We start from the raw sequence: 20,402 nt of genomic DNA on the forward strand, positions 1-20,402 counted from the left end.
GCACCACCTCGCTGTGCGGAGGAATTCCACGCCAGCGGCAGCGCCGACGGGAACAATGTCGGCATGGCAGCCGTTGTACCGTGTGACTCTGCGGCCGCGGGAGGTGTGTGAAAGACACCGCGGACTTGACAGGGTCATAGTGGTGTTGCCCGCAGGCGGCACCACAGACCGCCGCAAGAAAGGTTTTCTGTGTCTGCAACTATCAAGAGCACTGACTCTGCTGCCGGGGCCGACGCCCCCGCAACAACGCCCAGCGAGCCGCTGACTCCCGCGCAGAAGAGGGCAGCCACGATGGCTGCCAAGAAGGCCGCTGCCACCGAGTCCGGCGCACCCGCCGCTGCCACGCGTGGACGCAAGCCCAAGGCTGCCGGCGATGCTGCCAAGGCTGCCCCCAAGACCCGTGGCCGCAAGGCTGCCACTGACGAGGACCACGGCGACGACGAGGCCGGTGACCACGAGATCGTCGACATTGAGCACGATGACCACGAGGACGGCGACGCCCCTGCGGCCGCCAACGCCGCTCCTGCCGCCACCGGTACGGGCTTTGTCTACTCCGACGCCGACGACGACGACGCACCTGTCCAGCAGGTCATGTCGGCCGGGGCCACGGCGGACCCGGTCAAGGACTACCTCAAGCAGATCGGCAAGGTTGCCCTGCTGAACGCCGAGCAGGAAGTGGACCTCGCCCTGCGGATCGAGGCCGGCCTGTTCGCCGAGGAGAAGATCGCCCACGAGGGCGACACGATGGACCCCAAGCTCAAGCGTGAGCTCGAATACATCATCCACGACGGCAAGCGCGCCAAGAACCACCTGCTCGAGGCCAACCTCCGCCTCGTGGTGTCCCTCGCCAAGCGCTACACCGGCCGCGGCATGCTGTTCCTGGACCTGATCCAGGAAGGCAACCTCGGTCTGATCCGCGCCGTGGAGAAGTTCGACTACACCAAGGGCTTCAAGTTCTCCACGTACGCCACCTGGTGGATCCGCCAGGCCATCACCCGCGCCATGGCGGACCAGGCCCGCACCATCCGCATCCCGGTGCACATGGTCGAGGTCATCAACAAGCTGGCCCGCGTCCAGCGCCAGATGCTGCAGGACCTGGGCCGCGAGCCCACGCCCGAAGAGCTGGCCCTGGAACTGGACATGACGCCCGAGAAGGTTGTCGAGGTCCAGAAGTACGGCCGCGAGCCCATCTCGCTGCACACGCCCCTGGGTGAAGACGGCGACTCCGAGTTCGGCGACCTCATTGAGGATTCCGAGGCCGTGGTCCCCGCCGACGCCGTCAGCTTCACGCTGCTGCAGGAGCAGCTGCACTCCGTGCTCGACACGCTCTCCGAGCGCGAAGCCGGCGTTGTGGCCATGCGCTTCGGCCTGACCGATGGCCAGCCGAAGACTTTAGACGAAATCGGCAAGGTCTACGGCGTGACGCGTGAGCGCATCCGCCAGATCGAATCCAAGACCATGTCCAAGCTGCGCCACCCCTCGCGGTCGCAGGTCCTGCGGGACTACCTGGACTAGGACTTACCCCGAAGGAACCCGTTTCCTGTGCAGCCGTGCCACGGCCGCGCAGGGGGCGGGTTCCTTCGCGTTGGCAGGCGGTTCGGTGGAACCAACGAAGAAAGGGACCCCGGTTGGGGTCCCTTTCTGTCAAACGTTCAGGGGGCGGTCGGTGCACTGTGGTTTTTGCACCGTGGTGCAGCAGGCCGCCCGGCGGTGGAGCTAGTCCTCGACGGACACCGGGGTCTTCTCGGTGAGCCGGCTGGTTTCATCGTGCCACTCGGAAGCGAGGGGACGCAGGGTGGCTTCAACGCCGCGGGCGTGGTGGCCGCAGAAGATGAGTTCCCCACCGTTGGATTCGAGGACAACACGGACGTAGGCCTGGGCTCCGCAACGGTCGCAGCGGTCCAAGGTGTTCAGCTCGCGGCTGGCGAGGGCTGTGGTCATGATGGCCTCCTTTGTAGATCTGTCTACCAATAGAACCACCCGCCACCGACATTTGATGGCTCCGCGGCCCCACTTTCGCTTACCGCGTAGAGCCTGCCGGGCGGCATGGCTGCAATGTCGGTGCCTTCTGGCACGCTAGCCTAGAGGTGGTCCCCGCACGCTTTGGCGCCTGCGGACCCCGCACCATTCGCAAAAGCAATAAAGGAGCCTGCCAGATCGTGGCCCGCCAAAATTCCGATTACACCGCCCGCCACCTCTCCGTCCTGGAAGGTCTCGAAGCCGTGCGCAAGCGGCCGGGCATGTACATCGGCTCCACGGATTCCCGCGGTCTCATGCACTGCCTCTGGGAAATCATCGACAACTCCGTGGACGAGGCTCTGGCCGGCTTTGGGCAGGACATCAAGGTGATCCTGCACCCCGACAGCTCTGTGGAGATCCACGACGACGGCCGCGGCATTCCGGTGGACGTCGAGCCCAAGACGGGCCTGACCGGTGTGGAGGTCGTACTGACCAAGCTGCATGCCGGCGGCAAGTTTGGCGGCAGCTCCTACTCCGCCTCCGGTGGCCTCCACGGCGTCGGCGCTTCCGTGGTCAACGCCCTCTCCGCCCGTCTGGACGTCCAGGTGGACCGCGGCGGCAAGACCTACCAGATGAGCTTCCGCCGCGGCGAGCCGGGCCACTTCAAGGATGTGGGCCGCACCCTGAGCCCCGAGGTGGGCTTCGATCCCTTTGTGGACAAGTCCGAGCTGGACATCGTGGGCACCACCAAGCGGGGCGTCACGGGCACCCGGATCCGCTATTGGGCGGACCGGCAGATCTTCACCCCGGATGCCAAGTTCTCCTACGACGATCTGGCTGCCCGTGCACGCCAGACCTCCTTCCTCGTCCCCGGGCTGCGGATCACCGTCCGCGACGAGCGCCGCCTGCCGGGCACCCCGGGCGAGTTCGACGTCCATGAGGAGGTGTTCCACCACGACGGCGGCATCTCCGAGTTTGTCGACTTCATGGCCAAGGACGCCCCGATCACCGACATCTGGCGCCTGCACGGCAGCAGCACGTTCAAGGAAACAGTGCCGGTGCTCGATGAAAACGGGCACATGAAGAGCACCGAGGTGGAGCGCGACTGCGAGGTGGACATTGCCTTGCGCTGGGGCATTGGCTACGACACCACCATGCGCTCCTTTGTGAACATCATCTCCACCCCCAAGGGCGGGCGGCACCAGGAGGGCTTCGAGCAGGCGCTGCTGAAGACCTTCCGCAAGGTGATCGAGGCCAACGCCCGCAAGCTGAAGGCCGGCAACGACAAGATCGAAAAGGACGATGTCACGGCCGGTCTCACCGCCGTGCTCACCGTCCGGCTGGCCGAGCCGCAGTTTGAAGGCCAGACGAAGGAGATCCTCGGCACCCCCGCCGTGCGCAACATCGTCGCCAAGGTGGTCGAGCGGGAGATCAATGCCAAGCTGACCTCCGCGGCCCGCGGCGACAAGGCCCAGTCCGCGCTGCTGCTGGAAAAGGTTGTCGCCGAGATGAAGTCGCGCATCTCCGCGCGCGTCCACAAGGAGACCCAGCGGCGCAAGAACGCCCTGGAGACCTCCTCGCTGCCGGCCAAGCTGGCCGACTGCCGCACGGACGACACCGACCGCAGCGAGCTCTTCATCGTCGAGGGTGACAGCGCCCTGGGCACCGCCCGGCTGGCCCGCTCCTCCGACTTCCAGGCGCTGCTGCCCATCCGCGGCAAGATCCTCAACGTCCAGCGCGCCTCGGTGGGGGACATGCTCTCCAATGCCGAGTGCGCCGCGCTCATCCAGGTGGTCGGTGCCGGCTCCGGCCGCAGCTTCGACCTCGAGGCCGCGCGCTACGGCAAGGTGATCCTGATGACGGATGCCGACGTCGACGGCGCCCACATCCGCACACTGCTGTTGACGCTGTTCTTCCGCTACATGCGCCCCATGATCGACGCCGGCCGCGTCTACGCCGCCGTGCCGCCGCTGCACCGGGTGGAGGTCATCAACGCCGGGTCCAAGGCCAATGAGATGGTCTACACCTACTCCGAGCAGGAGCTGCACACGCTGCTGACCAAGCTGGAGAAGACCGGCAAGCGCTACAAGGAGCCGATCCAGCGCTACAAGGGTCTGGGCGAGATGGATGCAGACCAGTTAGCGGAAACCACCATGGACCCGCGGCACCGCACGCTGCGCCGCGTGACGGTGGCGCACGCCGAGGCCGCAGCCGCCGCGGAGAAGACCTTCGAGCTGCTCATGGGCTCCGATGTGGCACCGCGCAAGGACTTCATCATTGCCGGCAGCAACACCCTGGACCGGGAGCGCATCGACGCCTGACCCGCACCCAACTGGGTGACACTTACGACACATTCTGCGCTCCGGAACGTGAGATAGCTGTCACCCAGTTGGGGTGGAACCAGGTGCTGGCGCGGTGGCGGGCCACGCCGCGCCGAGGATTTCGTCCAACACAGGGTGCAGATGGTTCGAGCGCAGGACAAGTGCGGCCTGTTGCGCCGCCGCTGCCAGGTTGTGGTCCACATCCCCGCCGGCCAGGTGTGCATGGAGGTAGCCGGACAGAAAGGCGTCCCCCGCGCCGTTCGTGTCCACGATGCTGTCCACGGCCGCGGCCTCCACGGCGTATTCACGGCCACCGGCGTCCAGTGCGATGGCGCCGTCGGCACCGAGGGTGCACACCACCAGCTGCGCCCCTGCCGCGATGGTCCGGGCCATGAACGGCCGGGGGTCCGGGAGGCCGTCGGCGTTCATGAAGATGTGCGAGGCCGCGTCAATGAACGGTTGGTGGAAGGCAGCGGTCCCGTTGTAGTCGTGGATGTCGGTCCAGACGTCGACGCCGAGCCCGCGGGCCAGAGAGAGCATGGGCACCGAATGCGCCGCCAGGTCGATGACCGCCACGCGGGCGCCGGCCAGCGCCCGGGCGGCCACCGCCGACTCCAGGCCGTCGGTCCCGACCGCAGTCCCTCCTGCGACCAGTGAGGGCGTGGCAAGGTAGATCGACAGCCGTTCCCCGCGCTCCGTCATCAGGTTCAGATGCTGCTCGGTCGGCCCCGCAGCTGTGCCGGGGACCACCTGGACACCGGCCTCCTCAAGCGCGCGGCGCACGCGGACCCCGTGGGGATCGCCTCCCAGAAGGGTGAACAGTGTTGTTTCGTTCCCCAGTGCGCGCAGATTCAAAGCCTTGCCCGCGGAGGTGCCGCCAATGCTCTCGTGGTGCCGGCGTGCGTGCACGGTCTGGGCCACCGGCTCCGGCAGCTTGTCCAGCAGCACCAGCTGGTTCCATGATGCTGGGCCGGAGATGAAGATGTGGTCGGACACGAGTACTCCCAGGGTTGAGGCGGCTGCCAAGGATTCCCCTGAACCTTTCCACACTGAGCGGGCGTGGGCTAGGAGAACACGCCCGGGACGATCAGCAGGGCCGTGGGGGCCGCCAGCAGCAACGCCGAGGCGCCGAGCACCAGCGCCTGCAGGCCGCGGCCCAGCGGAGGCCGCGGGGTGAGCAGCCGGCCCAGCCGGGCCGACGTCGTCTCCGGCGTGTCGATCTTCGCCCCGCCCGTGGCCACCAATTCGGTGGCGGGAAGCTGGGCGGAGCCGCTGGCCACCAGGGCGATGGCCGTGACAAGGGTGGCCCGGCTGACCTCGCGGAGGGCGACGTCGTCGGCGAGCATTTCGATCAGCGAACTCACCGAGCGCTGGGCCAGCTTAGACGTGGGGAGCCACGGCAGGGCGGAGCGCCAGGCGGCGAAAGCCCACAGGAGCAGATGGTGGCGCTGGGCCAGATGCGCCTCTTCGTGGATCAACACCGCGCGCAGCTCGTCGGGGGAGAGCAGATTCATCAGTCCATCCGAGAGCACTGTCACCGAGCGGGATCCGCCGGGCAGGCAATAGGCCACCGGGACGTCGTGGTTGATCACCAGCGTGTCGGGACGGTCTGTGGAGGGGGAGCTGAGCAGGTGCAGCAGGTCCCGGTGGCGGCGGCGCTGGGTCTGGATCCGGTAGAAGGTCAGCAGCAGGGTGAAGACCAGATGGGCCAGCAGCAGGGCCGCGGCGCTCAGGGCGAAGGCATGCCAGATACCCAGCGTGTCCATGGACTCCAGACCCAGGGCAATCCCGATGAGGTGTTCCAGACCGGCCAGGAGGTTCTCGCCGAGCGGCTCCAGGCCGAAGCAGAGCATCGCGCCGATCATGGACAGGCCACCGGCCAGTGCTATGGCCTGCCAGAGGATCAGGGCGGCAAAGGGTGCGCGGGCCGGCCACGCGGCGCGCGAGAGCAGCACCGGAACGGGCCACGCCAAGGCAACCGCCAGCGCAGCCAGAAACCACGATGTTGCAAACATGGAATCAGGCTATCGTGCCGGCGGCGTGCTGTGGTGCGTTGCTAGGAGCGGCCGAGCAGCTTGCGCAGCGTCTCTGCCTCGCCGTCGCTGACGGTGCCGATGAAACGGGCCAGTACGGCCTCCCGGTCCGGGGCGGAGCCCAGAACCTCAAGCATCAGCTCGGCTGTGTGCTCGGCGCGGCTTGTCACGGCCTGGTACCGGTGTGGTCGGGTGTTGCGCTCACGCTCCACCAGCCCCTTCTTTTCCAGACGCGACAGCACTGTCAGTACCGTTGTCACAGCCAGCGATTTCACATCTGTGCCGCGTCCGTCCGCGGCGGGCCGCTGCGACAGCAGGTCGCGCAGTTCATTGGCAGTGATGGCCTCCGGGCGTTCCCAGAGCAGATCCATAACAGCCCGTTCGAGTTCCCCAAGGGTGGCCATGTAGATCCTTCAAGCACGTTGTCAACAAGTTGTCTTGGGGTTAAATGTACCTGTAATCCGATCAATGTTCTACAGTGGGTAGAAGTAAAACTTCTACAGGACGTAGAAGTGTCGTTCGAACCCACTCACCCAGGGGGAACTGATGGAAGCATTGGACATCGCACGATGGCAGTTTGGGATCACCACTGTCTACCACTTCCTGATGGTTCCGTTGACCATCGGGCTGGGCCTGGTGGTCGCCATCCTGCAGACAGCCTGGCATAGAACCGGCCGCGAAGAATACCTGCGGATGACCAAGTTCTGGGGCAAACTCTTCCTGATCAACTTCATCATGGGCGTGGCCACGGGCATCGTCCAGGAATTCCAATTCGGCATGGCCTGGAGCGAATACAGCCGCTTCGTGGGGGACGTTTTCGGCGCCCCGCTGGCCATGGAAGCCCTGCTGGCGTTCTTTGTTGAATCGACCTTCCTGGGCTTGTGGATCTTCGGCTGGAAGAAGCTCCCCAAAGGAATCCACCTCGCCTGCCTGTGGATCGCCGTTCTCGGTTCGGTTGTCTCGGCGTACTTCATCATCGTGGCCAACTCCTGGATGCAGCACCCCGTCGGCGTCGAGCTGGTGGATGGACACCCGCAGATGGTTGACGCCTGGGCCGTCTTCACCAACAACACGGCGCTGGTGGCCTTCCCGCACACCATCATGGGCGCCCTCGCCGTCGCTGGAGGATTCCTGCTGGGCATTGCCTGGTACCACCTGTGGCGCCGCCGCCGCGACGGCATCGACACCGTCGACGCCAAGGGCTTTGTGGTGGTCGGTGAATCCGCCACCATCCCCGGCCGCGACAAGAACGACCACAAGGTGTGGCTGCGCTCCCTGCGCATCGGCGCCGTCGTCGCGATGATCTCCTTCGCCGGCACCGCCATCACCGGCGACATCCAGGGCAAGCTGATGTTCGAACAGCAGCCCATGAAGATGGCCGCCGCCGAGGCCGCCTGCCACGATGGCACCAGTTTCTCCATCCTGTCCTGGGGCGACGTCGGCTCCAAGAACTGCGACGACGTCGTGGCCCTCATTGAGCTTCCCGGGCTGCTGTCCTTCCTGGCCCACGGCGACTTCACCACAGAGGTCAAGGGTGTCAACACGCTGGTCCCCGAATACCAGGCGCACTATGGCACCAACCTGCCCGACGATCCCAAGTACGGCGACCGCGCCGGCAGCGAGATCCAGTATGTTCCCGTCATGGCCGTCACCTACTGGGGCTTCCGGATGATGATCGGCTTCGGCGGGATCGCGGCGCTGGCCGCGTTCGTGGCCTTCTTCGTGGTCCGCAAGGGCACAGTGCCCGAATCCAAGTGGCTGATGCGCCTGGCCTTGTTCGGCATTCTGGCGCCCTTTGGCGCCAACGCCGCCGGCTGGATCTTCACCGAGCTGGGCCGCCAGCCCTTTGTGGTGGCGCCCAACCCGCAGATGACGGGCATCGACCAGGTGTTCATGTTCACAGCGGCCGCCGTCTCGCCAGGGGTCTCCACCGGCGAGCTGTTGTTCTCCGTAATCTCGCTGACCACCGTCTACGCAGTCCTGCTGGTGGTGGAGGTGGCCTTGCTGGTGAAGTACATCCGGGGAGGTGTGGCCTCGGCCATGCCGGAGCTGGCCCATGAGTCCGCAAGTGACGGCGACGGCCAGAACAAGGACCACGGCAAGGGCCCCGGCGGCACGTCCGACAGCGACGACGTCCTCGCGTTCGCGTACTAGGCACTGGACTAAAGGATTCTTTCAATGGAAAACATCGAAACTCTGCCCACCATCTGGTTCATCCTGATCGCCGTGCTCTGGACCGGGTACCTGTTCCTCGAAGGCTTCGACCTGGGCGTGGGCATGCTGATGAAGACCTTCGCCCGCAACAACGCGGAGAAGCGTCTGCTCCTAAACACCGTGGGTCCGGTCTGGGACGGCAACGAGGTCTGGCTGCTGACGGCCGGCGGTGCCACCTTTGCCGCCTTCCCGTTCTGGTACGCCTCGCTCTTCTCCACGCTCTACGTGCCGCTGGTGCTGGTGCTGCTGGCTCTGATCTTCCGCGCAGTGTCCTTTGAATACCGCGGCAAGGTGGATTCGGTGCGCTGGCGGACCGTCTGGGACTGGGCGCTGTCGCTGGGGTCCTTCGTCTCGGCCTTCGGCATCGGCGCCATGCTGGCCCTGACCACCACCGGCCTGCCGATCAACGCCAATGGCGACCGAGTGGGCGGCCCATTCTCCTGGTTCACCGGCTACGCCCTGCTGGGCGGGCTGGCCATCGTCGCCTTCGCCCTGGTCCACGCTCTGGCCTTCCTGGCGTTGAAGACCGACGGCGACGTGCGCCTGCGTGCCCGGGCCGCCGTCCGCCGCTGGCTGCCCCTGGGCCTGGCGCCGCTCGCCGCCTGGGTGGTCATCGTGGCCGTGCAGCGTGGGAACCCCTTCAGCTGGGTGCTGATCGTGGTGGCAGTGGCGGGCGCCGTGGCAGCCTGGGTGTTCAACTCCCGGGACCGCGAGGGGGTCAGCTTCGCCTTTCTGGGTCTGTTCCTGCTGGCCGGTACGGCCTCGCTGTTTGTCTCGGTGTTCCCCACTGTCCTGCCCTCCACCCTTGATCCGGCGTGGGACCTGACGGTGTCCAATGCCTCGTCCTCGCCCTACACCCTGGGCCTGATGACAGTGGTGGCCTGCATCGGCGTCCCGCTGGTGCTGGCATACCAGGCCTGGACGTACTGGGTGTTCCGCAAGCGCCTGAGCACCGCACACCTGCCCGCAGCGCACGACTTCGCCCCCGCCGTCGGCAAGGGCTAGGCCGTGGCAGAGCCCCGCACCCTGCCCCGCGCCGCCGGCCCGGAATCCTCCCCGGCTGTCAGCCCCACAGGCCAGCGCGGCGGCATTGCCGAGGAATCCGGGCCGGCGGGCACACAGCCTGCCCGCCGCCGGCGGGGGCCGGAGCTTCCGCCTGGGCGCGGGGCACGTGCGGCGCTGATCGGCCTCGGTGCCCTCGCGGCCGCCAAGGCCGCGGCCCTGGTGGTGCTCATGGGAGCCCTGGCAGCGGCACTGTCCACGCTGGCCGCCGGGCAGCCCATCGACGTCCCACCGCTGCTGTGGCAGGGGCTCGCCGGCGCCGTCGTGCTGGGCGGATCGGTCTGGGGCCAGCAGGTCCTGGCCCGCCGGGCCGCGCTGGGCACCAAGGAGGAGCTGCGCGCCGCGCTGGTGGCCAAGCGGCTCGACGGCGGCCCGGCCACTGGGGCCGACGGTGCGCAGGCCATGGTCGCCAGCCGCGGCCTGGACGGACTCGACAGCTATTTCTCCGCCTACCTGCCGGCCCTCGTCACCGCCGCCGTCCTGCCCTTGATGATCGGTGCGCGCATCCTGCTGGCGGACTGGGTCAGCGCGCTGATCGTCGTGCTGACCATTGGGCTGGTGCCCCTTTTCATGGTGCTGATCGGGCTCCACACCCAGGAACGCGTGGCCGCTGCCGCCGCCGGCCTGGACAGGCTCTCCAGCCACCTGCTGGAGCTGGCCCGCGGGCTGCCCGTGCTGGTTGGCCTGCGCCGCGCCAATGCCCAGCGCGAGGCCCTGCGCGACGTCTCCGAGCAGTACCGCCGCGGCACCATGGACACGCTCAAGACGGCCTTTCTCTCCAGCCTGGCCCTGGAACTCATCAGCACCATCTCCGTGGCAGTCGTCGCCGTGTTCATCGGCGTCCGGCTTGTCTACGGCCAGATGCCGCTGGAAGCCGGGCTGCTGGCGCTCATGCTGGCCCCGGAATGCTTCCGGCCCTTTCGCGAGGTGGGCGCGGCGCACCACGCCAGTGAGGACGGCGTTGAGGCCCTCCGCCGTGTGCGGGTGCTGCTGGCCGACGGCGACGGTGCCGCCGCCCCGCCACGGGGCGGTGCCGCCGGGGTTTTCGGTTCCTCCGGAGCCCACCGCGCCGCCGTCGACTCTTCAAGCCACTCCGAGACGTCCGACGGCGGCGTCCGCGTGGAGGGCTTGACCGTCCGCTACGCCGACCGCAGCGAACCGGCGGTCCGCAACGCCAGCTTCACCATTCCCGCCCGCGGCGCGCACGTGCTGGACACACCGAGCGGATCGGGCAAATCCACGGTCCTCGCGGTCCTGGCCGGCACCCTCTGCCCTGGCCCCGGCGTCGCCATCACCGGTACGGCCGCGGGGGCTGAGCGCGGCCGCACTGTCTACGCAGCCCAGCATCCCTTGTTCACCGAGGCCACGGTTGTCGACGAGCTGCGGCTCTACGGCGGCGGCCCACGGGAACTGCCGGTCACCGACGAACAGATTGACGCGGTGCTCGCCTCCGTCAACGCCCACCAGCTGGGGGAGCGGGCGCCCACCGACTGCAGCCCCGGCGAACTCCGCCGCGCCGCCGTGGCCCGGGCACTGCTCCGCTGCACGGTTGACCCCGAGGTTCGCCTGGCGCTCTTCGACGAGCCGACGGCCCACCTCGATCCGGCGTCGGCTGATGCCGTCCGGAGCGCCATAGCCGCCCTGCACGGAAGCACCACCGTGCTGGTGGCGACCCACGACCGGGTCTTGGCCGCATTGTTGGACGGAGGGATCCGCACTGCCGCCGGAACCGCATCAGACGATGCCATGGCCACCGGCCGCACTGGTTCGGCTGCTGCCCACGGTGCCGATGACCTGTCGCACGGGGGCGTTGCCGCCAGCACCACGGCATTCGATGAAGAGCTTCGCACCACCGGGCACCACGCCCCCGCCGGACAGAAGGCAGGCAGCCACGCAGGCGCCTCGCCCCATGATTGCAGACCGACTGGTTCCGCCCTGCCTGGTTCCACACTGGAAACCGCCGGCCCGGATGCATCGCCAAGCAGTGGGGCAGCCGGCCCGGATGCATCGAAGCTGCGCTGGCACTGGCTGGCGTGGCTGCCCCTGCGTTCCCCACGCTTCGCAGCCGGCGTCGTGCTCTCCTCCCTGGCCACCCTGAGCGGCGCGGCCCTGGCCGGCCTGTCCGGTTGGCTGATCGTTGAAGCGTCCGAGCGTCCGCCGATGCTGTACCTGATGTCCCTGATCGTCGGCGTGCGCTTCTTCGGCATCTCCCGCTCGGTGCTGCGCTACTGCGAACGGCTGCTCACCCACGACGCCGTGCTGCGCTGGGCCTCCACGCTGCGCCTGCGGCTCTGGGACTCCCTCGGTGCCAGCATTGCCCACTGGGGGCGCCTGACACGCTCCGGCGGCGCCCTGGGCACCCTCGTGGCCGACGTCGACGAGCTGCGCGACGCCGTTCCGCGTGCTGTTCTGCCGCTCCCGGCGGCGGTGCTGTCCTATGCGGCCATCCTGGTGGCAGTGGGCTTGCTGGTGCCCAGTGCCGTGCCCGTGGTGCTGGTGGCAGGTGTGCTGTCGCTGGTGCTGCTCCCGCTGGCGATGCTGGCGGCCGAGCGCCGCAGCAGTGCCGCGGCCGCCGTGCACAGGTCCTGGCTCGCCGAGCGCACCACCACCCTGTTTGCCGCCGCAGGATCGCTGTCAGCCAACTCCGTGGGCCGCGTACTGGCGCGGCGCTTTGCCGAGACGGACCTGCGCGTGTCCGCCCCTGCCCGCCGCGCGGCCTGGGCCGCCGGGATGGGCCAGGGCGGGGTTTTCCTGCTGACAGGTGCCGCAGCCGTCGCTGTGGTGCTGGCCGGAGCCGGCGAGGGGGCAGACCCCAAGGCGGTCGCGGTGGCGGCATTGCTGATGCTGGCCCTGGCCGAGCCGCTGGGAAGCTATCTGGAAGCCGTGCTCCAACTGCCGGTCCTGACAGCGATGATGCGCCGCACCATGCCGATCCTTGATGCGCCTGCCACCGTGCTGGCCCTGCCCGCTGCCGGTGCAGGAGGCTCCGACGAGCCCGCACGCAGGGTGGCATCCGATACTGGCAACCCAGCCGGTTCGTCCCGTTCAATGTCCGGCGCCGCCAGGGAGTCCGTGGACGCCCTGACTGTGCAGGGGCTTGCAGCGTCCTACCCCGGCCAGCCCGGCCCCGTGTTCACTGACGTCGACGGCGGCGCGGAGCGCGGCCAGTGGTGGGTGGTGGCGGGTCCCTCGGGATCCGGCAAGTCCACACTGCTGGCCGTCCTGCTGGGATTCCTGGCCCCGGAGCGCGGGCGCTACGCACTCCACCGGGACGGAGGAGCCTGGGTGGAGCCCTATCGGGAACCGGCGGAGGGGGCTGCGCTGCTGGGTTCCGTCGCCTGGTGCCCGCAGGACGCCTACCTGTTCAACTCCACCCTGCGGTCCAACCTGGCGCTGGCCCGGCCCGCCTCCGATGCCCCCGGCGATGGGGAGCTGGAATCGGCACTCGCCACGGTGGGGCTGGGGGATTGGTACGCCGGGCTGCCCGATGGCCTGTCCACACGGGTGGGACCGGGCGGACACCACCTCTCCGGTGGACAGCGCCAACGGGTCAGCGCCGCGCGCGCCCTGCTGGCCGGTGCCGCCGTCGTCCTGCTCGACGAGCCAACGGCCCACCTGGGCGCAGACGAGGCCCACGAGCTGGTGGCGGACCTGAAGACCGCGCTCGCCGACAGCGCCGTCGTGCTGGTGACGCACGACGCCGCCCTGGCGCAGCTGGGCGATGTCTCGACGATGCTTGCCCAGCCGGCCGGGTACACCTCCGAAGTGCGGGCCATGGGGTTTAGTACGCTGGCCTCATGACTGAGGAGAATGTGCCCCTTCCCACAGCTGCTGGGCTGACCTTCCGTGCCATCACCGAGGCGGACATTGACGAGTGGCTTGCCCTGGTCAAACGCATCGCGGCGGTCGAGAAGCCTCCGTGGCATGAACAGCGCTCGGACCTGGAGGATGTCTTCAGTTCCGTCAAGAATGATCCCGTGGTCAACACGGTGTTCGGCCTTGACGACGGCGGGACGCCGCGGGCATGGGGGCGGGTGACCAAGAACAAGGATGGCGCCAAGGCCCATGCCATGGGCGGCGTCGACCCGCAGTTCCAACGTCGTGGCGTCGGAACGGCGGTGCTGCGCTGGTCTGCCGCGCAGGCCCGCCGCCGCTTTGTCCAGGACGGCACCCCGGATCCGCTGGTGCGCGTGTATGACGAGGAGGACAACGCCGCGTCGGCTGCGCTGTATGCGGCCGCGGGCTTTTCCGTGGTGCGCTATTTCACCGAAATGATCAGGCCCCTGGACACCGTACTGCCCCCGGTGGTGCTGCCCGACGGCCTGCGGATCGTCCCGTTCAGCCCCGAGGTCAGCGAGTCCATGCGGCAGGCCCACAACGAGGCCTTTGCCGACCACTGGGGCTCGGAACCGCGCGATGAAGAGGCCTGGGGGTTTGTTGTCAACCACGAGCAGGGCCGGCCGGATTGGAGCGCTGCCGTCGTTGATGACGCCACCGGGGAGGTGGCGGGCTACCAATGGTCCAGCTACGACCCGGCCGTGCTGGCCGACGAGGGCCGCAACGAGGGCTACACGGAACTCCTCGGCGTGCGCCGGCACTGGCGCGGCCAGGGCCTGGCCCAGGCATTGCTGGCCGACGCCATGGCGAAATTCAAGGCTTCCGGCATGGACCATGCAAGCCTCGACGTCGACACCGAGAACCCTTCGGGCGCACTGGGCATTTACCAGCGCATGGGATACCAGCCCACCCGCAGGTCGATGGCCTGGGACAAGCGGCTGTAGGCACTGCAAGACCTGGACACGCCCGTTTCGTCCAGGCATGGATCGGCGGCCGTGTTCGCGTTGATGGCTTGGTTGGTCCAGAGTGCCGAAACCATGCATGGTTCCGGCACTCCGGCTGGTTGGTCGACGCCCGCCTGTGCCTCGGGTGCACCGCCGCCACGGCAGTCGCAGCCTGCCAGCGTGGCCGACGCTGGCAGGACCATCCGGTGGGACAGCCATCGTCTTACTCCGCACGTCCGTTCCGGCCGTCTTGTTCCGCCGTGGCGGATGCGCCGCTGACCGGCTGGAGTCCATTCCGCTCGTGCATCACGTCGTGTTTGGGCCGCCCAACCGGTCTGCTTCCCACTCAAGGCGCAGGTTGGTGACGAGGATCTTGTCGATGAGCCAACGCGGATACTGCGGTGGAAAGGTCTCTGTGGCTGCGGGCCGGAATTGTCTGCCCGCAGGCGACGTCCAGGCCGGGGGTCTGCCCGCGGGGGCCGCCGCATCTGCAGCCATGTCCGGTGTCCATCCCCGCAATGAGGGCAGAGCCGTGCCGAAGGCCCCGCTCCGCGGCCTGTTCCGACGCCGTCCCCTGCGGTTCTTGCCGTCCTTCTCGTGTTTGAGCAGGTGGTGCTTGGGGCATTCGCTCGCCAGGTTGTCCGCCGTCGTCGTGCCGCCCCGTTCCCAGGCCAGGAGATGGTCCAGCTGGGTGTCCGCCGTGGCCACATTGCAGCCCGGGAAGGTGCACGTGCGGTCCCGGGCCCTCAGCCAGACTCGCATGGCATCGCTGACGCGGTAGCGGGTGGGCGCTTGGTCCAAAGTCTCGCCGGTGACGGGATCGGTGAGCAGCCGAAGGAACGAGGGCGCCTCGGCCGCAAGCTGCCGCGCGACGTCTGCGGAGATGGGGCCGTAGCCCTCCAGCTCGGCGGGTTCATCAGTCAAGCCCAGCAATGCCAGCGCGGGCACAGTCACCAGAATCTGGGCTGCAGGGAGCGGGACCCTGCCCAGGGCCTCGAGTTCCGGTCCCACGATGTCGCTGTGGTTCCCTTGGTTCCCTTGGTCCACGGCGTCGGAGCGGTCCACGGCCCGGGTTCCGCCTGGTCCAGCCTCGCCGAAGCCATCTACTGTTCCCGGCGTGCTGGCAAGGCCTGCAGCGTCGGGACCGTGCCCGGCGCCGGCCCCGCCTGCCGCATCGGTCCCGCCTACCGTACGGGCACCCTGGCCGGTCCCGGCGCCTGACAGGGCGCTGGAGTCCGCCCAAGGGCCCAGAAGGAGCGCCGCGGCGACATCCGCCCGCAGCTGCGTTAGAGTCCGGGCCTCGTTGGCTCCCTGCAGCCCGCGGGCCGCGGCTGTGCATCGGTTCCACACAGCCTGCCCCTGGGCTGCCGTAACCTGCAGCTGCAGGAATGACACGCCGTCCGCACCAGGGGTGAGCAGGAGGGCCCGCTGGTCATGAGCGGTGCGTGCGCGGGTGTCGATGCTGCCGGGGTGCAGGCGCTCGCGCCGGCGTCTGGCCTTCTCGGCAAACTTGGAAACCGTCACGCCGCAGGCAAGGCCTACGAGTACCACTTCAAAGGCATCGACTGCCGCGGCGTCAATACCTGGAAGGCCCTCAATGGCTTCGATATGCTCCAACAGGCTCGTGGCATGGCGCCACGATAGTTCGCCGGCGTCCAACGCGGCCAGGGCCACTGGGCGGTGCTGGACCAACGCGACCGACTGGTCAAGCAGGCGGTGGGCGGTTTGTTCCGGGATGGTGAGTGCCGTCGCGATCTCGGCGGCAGCGGAGATGTCGTGGAGCTCGCTCTGCCAGTGGTCAAGGCCCAGGGCCGATGCTTCAGCCCGTGCGGCCGAGTGCAGGCGCTCGATCCAACGGGCCTGGACTGCCGCAACATGGGCGGTGAAACCGGCGAGTGCTGCAAGCGCAGCGGCGGCCTCATCGTAGTCCGCCCGGGCGCCAGCAACCGCAGCGATCGCGTCCTCGGACTGGCCTGCGGCGGCGCTTCCACCCGCAGGCCTGCCGGGTGTTTGATGGGAGGCCGTGCGGGCCGCAGCAGGTATTGGCAGCCGGACGCCAGCGATGGAATCCGCCGGGGTGGGCCGTGCCCCCGCAGCAGATATTCCGGCGTCGTTGCCGGGTGTCATGTCCGGTGAACCGTCCATAGTCCCATTAGACCAGGAGCCACTGACATTGAAGGTTGAGGGGATTCCAGGCGGCCACGGCCAGCGGGGCGGCGCTACCCGTCGACGTCGTGTAGGTGGTGGACGACGTCGTGGAGGAAGTACCCGGCGAGGGTGTGCACCGTGAACACGGAACCGTTGCTGCGCACGCCCGTCCGCTCCCACTGGTCCTCACTGACGGAGGCGAAGGCCGAGGCCGCCTCCTCGCCGGCATCGACAAGCTCGTGGGACACGACGGCGGGGTCCTGGGCGCCGTAGTCGGATTCCACGGCTGTCTTGTCCTGGTCCCAGTTCTCAAACGTGGGATTGTCCTGGGCCAGCATCAACTCCAGCCTCGCCTCAAAGATGTCGAACACATCGCGCACGTGGCAGGCGTACTCCAGCGGCGACCAGGTGTCCTCGTCCGGGCGGACGGATGACTCGGAACGGCGGAGCACTGCCTGCCAGCGGGGGAGGAGCGTGGGGATGGTGCTTGCCACGGTGGAGGGGGTGGCCTCGGCGGCGGCAAATCCGCATTCGGGGCAGGTCTCGGCCAGAACCCAGGTCCAGTCTTTGTCTTCGGGGATGATCGCCATGGGGCCAGTTTAGGACTAAGGGACTGCCGCGGCACTGGGTGTTACGGTACAATCCAGCAACGCGTGGCTTCTAGAATGCAAGTGAGCTTTGAGGGCTCCGAAGAGGACTTCCAGGGATGTGCCGACTGCCATGCGAAGGAGAGCAATGCGTGCCGAACTCAAGACCATCTTTAGCTCTGATGTCGACATAGCTGCATATCAGTCAGTTGATCCGAACTGCGACGGCGTGTGGCTCCAGCTTGGACTGGGGCCGGTTGGTGCGATAGGCGCGGATAATTTCCAGCTCTTGGCATGCACTCCTGCTTGGCTTCAGCAGCTGGTCGAGCGTGACGGTCCAATGACCGGCCGCCACACACTGATCATGGACACGCTGGATCTGGTCGAAGCCCGGCGCATAATTGTTCGTTGGATTACCGCTCTTGATGCCCCGACATGGGTGGAAATCAGCGATAAATTCGGCAGGTACGCCCACTCGGAATTCGAGGACTACCGGCCCTTCAAGGAGGGCCGGCAGTCCTGAACCGAGGTTAGAGCAGCACGCCCTGGCCGTTGTCCAGCCCAAAGGCCTCGGCCTCGACGACGGACGGCGCCGCCGTCGGCCTGGCCTTGCCGGAGCCGGCGCCAAACCCGTCAAGCCCGCCGGGACCAGCAGAACCCGGACCAGCAGAACCCGGACCAGTCGACCCGGGACCCGAGGACCCCGGCCCCGAAGAGCCGGGACCAGCCGATCCCGTCCCGGTGTCCACACTCGGCCCGAGGATGTCGATGCTCTGCGCCAGGGCAATGCCGGATCCGTCGCGGCGGCCGTGTTCGGTGGGCAGGGCGCGGACGACGCCGTTGGCGGCGCTGGCCTTGGCCGGACCGTGGCCGGCCCAGGCGAGCAGCAGTGTGTCCTCGCCCTTGAGGAAGCGGTGGGCGCGGACGCCAGCCGTGGCACGGCCCTTGGCCGGGTATTCCTCGAAGGCCGTGACCTTGGCGCTGCCGGTGTTGGTGCCGGGCAGGGCGTCGGTGGCACCGGCAATGGTGACGACGACGGCGTCGGGATCGTTCGGAGAGACGACGTTGAAGCTGATCACTGTGTCGCCGGCCGCGAGCTTGATGCCCGCCATCCCGCCGGCGGTGCGGCCTTGGGGGCGGACGGCGGAACCGGGGAAGTGCAGCAGCTGTCCGGTGGCGGTGGTGAACACCAGCTCATCGTCGTCCCCCGCCGGTGCGGCGCCGATGACGCGGTCCTTGCCCTTGAGCGTGATGTACTCCCAGTCGTCCCGGTTCAGCGGGTAGTCGGGAGTGACGCGCTTGACGACGCCGTCGGCCGTTCCAACGGCCAGCACCGTGTTCAACGCGGCGAAGGCAATAAGCGTCTCGCCCTTGGCCAGGGTGATGAACTCCTTGGCGGGGACGCCGCCGGCCAGGTTGGGCAGGGCCGCGGTGGGCGGCAGCAGGGGCATGTCCACGACCTGCAGGCGCAGCATGCGCCCGAGGGAGGTGAGTGCACCGATCTCCGCCCGGGCGCTGGTGCGCACTACGGAGCGGAAGATGTCGTGCCTGGTGCGGCCGCCGGTCTCCGCCAGGGGCTCGGCGTTGGCGGTGCGGGCGATCTGCCCCGACGCCGTCAGGACCACCCAGCAGGGATCGTCGGCGATCTCCAGGGCGAGGGGAGCGGCCTTGCCCTTGACGCCGGCGGCGGCTCCCGCGGCGAGGGCCTTGGCCACCGACGGCGACACGGCCTCGGATTCGAGCAGGACGGTCCGGCGCGGGGTGGCGTATTTGTCGGCGATGGCGCCCAGCTCGCTGGAGACCAGCCCACGCAGGCGCGGTTCGGAGGACAGGATGGCCTCCAGCTCGGCGATGTCGCGGAGTAGTTCCTCCTGCTCCTTCTCCAGCTCGATGCGGGAGAAGCGGGTGAGCTGGCGCAGGCGCAGCTCGAGGATGTGGTTGGCCTGGATCTCGGAGAGGTCGTAGATGGACATCAGGCGTTCGCGGGCGGCCGCCGTCTCATCGGAGGACCTGATGATCTGGATGACCTCGTCGATGTCGACAATGGCGATCAACAGACCCTGGACCAGGTGCAGGCGGTCCTTCTTCTTGCCCAGGCGGAAGGCGGTGCGGCGGCGGACCACATTGAGGCGGTGGGCCACGTAGACGCGCAGCAGCTCCCGCAGGCCCAGCGTCTGCGGCTGGCCGTCCACCAGGGCGACGTTGTTGATGCCGAAGGAATCCTCCATGGGGGAGTACCTGTACAGCTGCTGCAGCACGGCGTTGGGGTTGAAGCCGTTCTTGATCTCGATGACCAGGCGCAGCCCGTGGTTGCGGTCGGTGAGGTCCACGATGTCCGAGATGCCGGCGAGCTTCTTGGAGGTGACGGCGTCCTTGATCTTCTCGATCACCTTTTCCGGGCCCACCATGTACGGGAGCTCGGTGACCACCAGACCGGTGCGGCGGGCGGTCAGCTGCTCCACCTCCACCTTGGCGCGGGTCTTGAAAGAGCCGCGTCCCGTGGCGTAGGCGTCGCGGATGCCGGCCAGGCCCACGATGCGCCCACCGGTGGGCAGGTCCGGGCCGGGGATGAAGCCCATGATGTCCTCGAGGGTGGCCTCGGGGAATTCGATCAGGTGCCGCGCGGCGGCGATGACCTCGCCGAGGTTGTGCGGGGCCATGTTGGTGGCCATGCCGACGGCGATGCCCGTGGTGCCGTTGACCAGCAGGTTGGGGAAGGCGGCGGGGAGGACCTCGGGCTGGGTCAGCTGGTTGTCGTAGTTGGGGACGAAGTCCACCACGTCTTCATCGAGATTGTCCGTCAGGGACAGGGCGGAGGCAGCCAGGCGGGCCTCGGTGTAGCGGGAGGCGGCGGGGCCGTCGTCGAGCGAGCCGAAGTTGCCGTGGCCGTCGATCAGCGGCAGGCGCAGGGAGAAGTCCTGGGCCATGCGGACCATGGCGTCGTAGATGGCTGAATCGCCGTGGGGGTGGAGCTTTCCCATGACCTCGCCCACCACGCGGGCGCTCTTGACGTGGCCCTTGTCCGGGCGCAGTCCCATCTCACTCATCATGTAGAGGATGCGCCGCTGGACGGGCTTGAGCCCATCGCGGGCGTCGGGGAGGGCGCGGGAGTAGATCACCGAGTAGGCGTACTCCAGGAATGAACCTTCCATTTCCTGGGTCACATCAATGTCGACGATGTTTTCCGTGAAGTTCGCCTCTGCCGGTGGTTGCCGTTTGGCCATGGTGAGTAAAGCGTCCTTTTGCTATTGAATTCTTGCCATCAAACCTGAGTCCCTGCTGCGCACCCCATCTGGG

The 20,402-nt window shown here is 67.9% G+C and carries 14 protein-coding genes; 7 read left to right on the forward strand and 7 right to left on the reverse strand.

From position 1 onward, the window contains the following. Nucleotides 1-189: 189 nt before the first annotated feature. Nucleotides 190-1,515, forward strand: a complete 1,326-nt coding sequence (locus K254_RS0103710) for an RNA polymerase sigma factor (RefSeq protein WP_026554246.1) — start codon at nt 190-192, stop codon at nt 1,513-1,515. A 201-nt stretch (nt 1,516-1,716) separates the two neighbouring features. Here K254_RS0103710 and K254_RS0103715 read toward each other — a convergent pair whose 3' ends face one another. Continuing rightward, complete coding sequence (locus tag K254_RS0103715) at nt 1,717-1,941, reverse strand: DUF7455 domain-containing protein (RefSeq protein WP_026554247.1); 225 nt, start codon at nt 1,939-1,941, stop codon at nt 1,717-1,719. Between the two features lie 218 nt (nt 1,942-2,159). Between K254_RS0103715 and K254_RS0103720 the strand changes: the two genes are divergently transcribed. Beyond that, entirely contained in the window at nt 2,160-4,280 is a 2,121-nt protein-coding gene (locus tag K254_RS0103720) for a DNA gyrase/topoisomerase IV subunit B (protein ID WP_026554248.1), read from the forward strand. 60 nt (nt 4,281-4,340) lie between these two features. Here the strand turns inward: K254_RS0103720 and K254_RS21590 are convergent, their stop codons facing one another. The 3 genes from K254_RS21590 to K254_RS0103735 all read right to left on the reverse strand — a co-directional run bounded on the left by K254_RS21590 (nt 4,341) and on the right by K254_RS0103735 (nt 6,717). After that, a complete protein-coding gene (locus K254_RS21590) occupies nt 4,341-5,276 on the reverse strand; it encodes a carbohydrate kinase family protein (RefSeq protein ID WP_051388767.1) in 936 nt (311 codons plus the stop codon). Between the two features lie 68 nt (nt 5,277-5,344). Then, nucleotides 5,345-6,295, reverse strand: a complete 951-nt coding sequence (locus K254_RS0103730; RefSeq protein WP_026554249.1) for a M56 family metallopeptidase — start codon at nt 6,293-6,295, stop codon at nt 5,345-5,347. Nucleotides 6,296-6,336: 41 nt separating this feature from the next. After that, on the reverse strand, nt 6,337-6,717 hold the full coding sequence (locus tag K254_RS0103735; RefSeq protein ID WP_026554250.1) for a BlaI/MecI/CopY family transcriptional regulator: 381 nt from the start codon (nt 6,715-6,717) through the stop codon (nt 6,337-6,339). A 142-nt stretch (nt 6,718-6,859) separates the two neighbouring features. On the opposite strand from K254_RS0103735, the gene K254_RS0103740 reads away from it, so the two are divergent. The 4 genes from K254_RS0103740 to K254_RS0103755 are packed head-to-tail and all read left to right on the forward strand — an operon-like array spanning nt 6,860 to nt 14,370. Further along, the gene (locus K254_RS0103740; RefSeq protein ID WP_026554251.1) at nt 6,860-8,467 is read left to right on the forward strand and encodes a cytochrome ubiquinol oxidase subunit I; all 1,608 of its coding nucleotides are present in this window, start codon (nt 6,860-6,862) and stop codon (nt 8,465-8,467) included. A 33-nt stretch (nt 8,468-8,500) separates the two neighbouring features. Next, nucleotides 8,501-9,532: a cytochrome d ubiquinol oxidase subunit II gene (cydB, locus tag K254_RS0103745; RefSeq protein ID WP_026554252.1), complete on the forward strand. Its 1,032-nt coding sequence runs from the start codon at nt 8,501-8,503 to the stop codon at nt 9,530-9,532. Nucleotides 9,533-9,535: 3 nt separating this feature from the next. Beyond that, on the forward strand, nt 9,536-13,390 hold the full coding sequence (gene cydC, locus K254_RS21595) for a thiol reductant ABC exporter subunit CydC (protein WP_051388769.1): 3,855 nt from the start codon (nt 9,536-9,538) through the stop codon (nt 13,388-13,390). Then, a complete protein-coding gene (locus K254_RS0103755; RefSeq protein ID WP_035748959.1) occupies nt 13,387-14,370 on the forward strand; it encodes a GNAT family N-acetyltransferase in 984 nt (327 codons plus the stop codon). Before cydC ends, K254_RS0103755 begins: the two co-directional genes overlap by 4 nt. Nucleotides 14,371-14,676: 306 nt before the next feature. Here the strand turns inward: K254_RS0103755 and K254_RS24715 are convergent, their stop codons facing one another. Beyond that, nucleotides 14,677-16,515, reverse strand: coding sequence for an HNH endonuclease signature motif containing protein (locus K254_RS24715; protein ID WP_051388771.1), 1,839 nt, complete (start codon nt 16,513-16,515; stop codon nt 14,677-14,679). Between the two features lie 74 nt (nt 16,516-16,589). Beyond that, nucleotides 16,590-17,108: a DinB family protein gene (locus K254_RS0103765; protein ID WP_026554254.1), complete on the reverse strand. Its 519-nt coding sequence runs from the start codon at nt 17,106-17,108 to the stop codon at nt 16,590-16,592. 145 nt (nt 17,109-17,253) lie between these two features. Here K254_RS0103765 and K254_RS0103770 point away from each other — a divergent pair, with 145 nt between their 5' ends. Continuing rightward, nucleotides 17,254-17,628 (forward strand): Imm8 family immunity protein, encoded by a 375-nt coding sequence (locus K254_RS0103770; protein WP_026554255.1) that lies wholly within the window; start codon nt 17,254-17,256, stop codon nt 17,626-17,628. Nucleotides 17,629-17,635: 7 nt separating this feature from the next. Here K254_RS0103770 and K254_RS21605 read toward each other — a convergent pair whose 3' ends face one another. Beyond that, entirely contained in the window at nt 17,636-20,329 is a 2,694-nt protein-coding gene (locus tag K254_RS21605) for a DNA gyrase/topoisomerase IV subunit A (RefSeq protein ID WP_231391738.1), read from the reverse strand. Nucleotides 20,330-20,402 lie beyond the last annotated feature (73 nt).

It is taken from the genome of Arthrobacter sp. 35W, assembly GCF_000482545.1.
GTDB lineage: Bacteria > Actinomycetota > Actinomycetes > Actinomycetales > Micrococcaceae > Specibacter.

Coding starts and splice junctions, on each gene's coding strand:
- K254_RS21605 (WP_231391738.1), bottom strand. CDS start 20,329: ATGGCCAAACGGCAACCACCGGCAGAGGCGAACTTCACGGAAAACATC.
- K254_RS0103735 (WP_026554250.1), bottom strand. CDS start 6,717: ATGGCCACCCTTGGGGAACTCGAACGGGCTGTTATGGATCTGCTCTGG.
- K254_RS0103765 (WP_026554254.1), bottom strand. CDS start 17,108: ATGGCGATCATCCCCGAAGACAAAGACTGGACCTGGGTTCTGGCCGAG.
- K254_RS0103715 (WP_026554247.1), bottom strand. CDS start 1,941: ATGACCACAGCCCTCGCCAGCCGCGAGCTGAACACCTTGGACCGCTGC.
- K254_RS0103770 (WP_026554255.1), top strand. CDS start 17,254: ATGCGTGCCGAACTCAAGACCATCTTTAGCTCTGATGTCGACATAGCT.
- K254_RS0103730 (WP_026554249.1), bottom strand. CDS start 6,295: ATGTTTGCAACATCGTGGTTTCTGGCTGCGCTGGCGGTTGCCTTGGCG.
- K254_RS24715 (WP_051388771.1), bottom strand. CDS start 16,515: ATGGACGGTTCACCGGACATGACACCCGGCAACGACGCCGGAATATCT.
- K254_RS0103755 (WP_035748959.1), top strand. CDS start 13,387: ATGACTGAGGAGAATGTGCCCCTTCCCACAGCTGCTGGGCTGACCTTC.
- K254_RS0103740 (WP_026554251.1), top strand. CDS start 6,860: ATGGAAGCATTGGACATCGCACGATGGCAGTTTGGGATCACCACTGTC.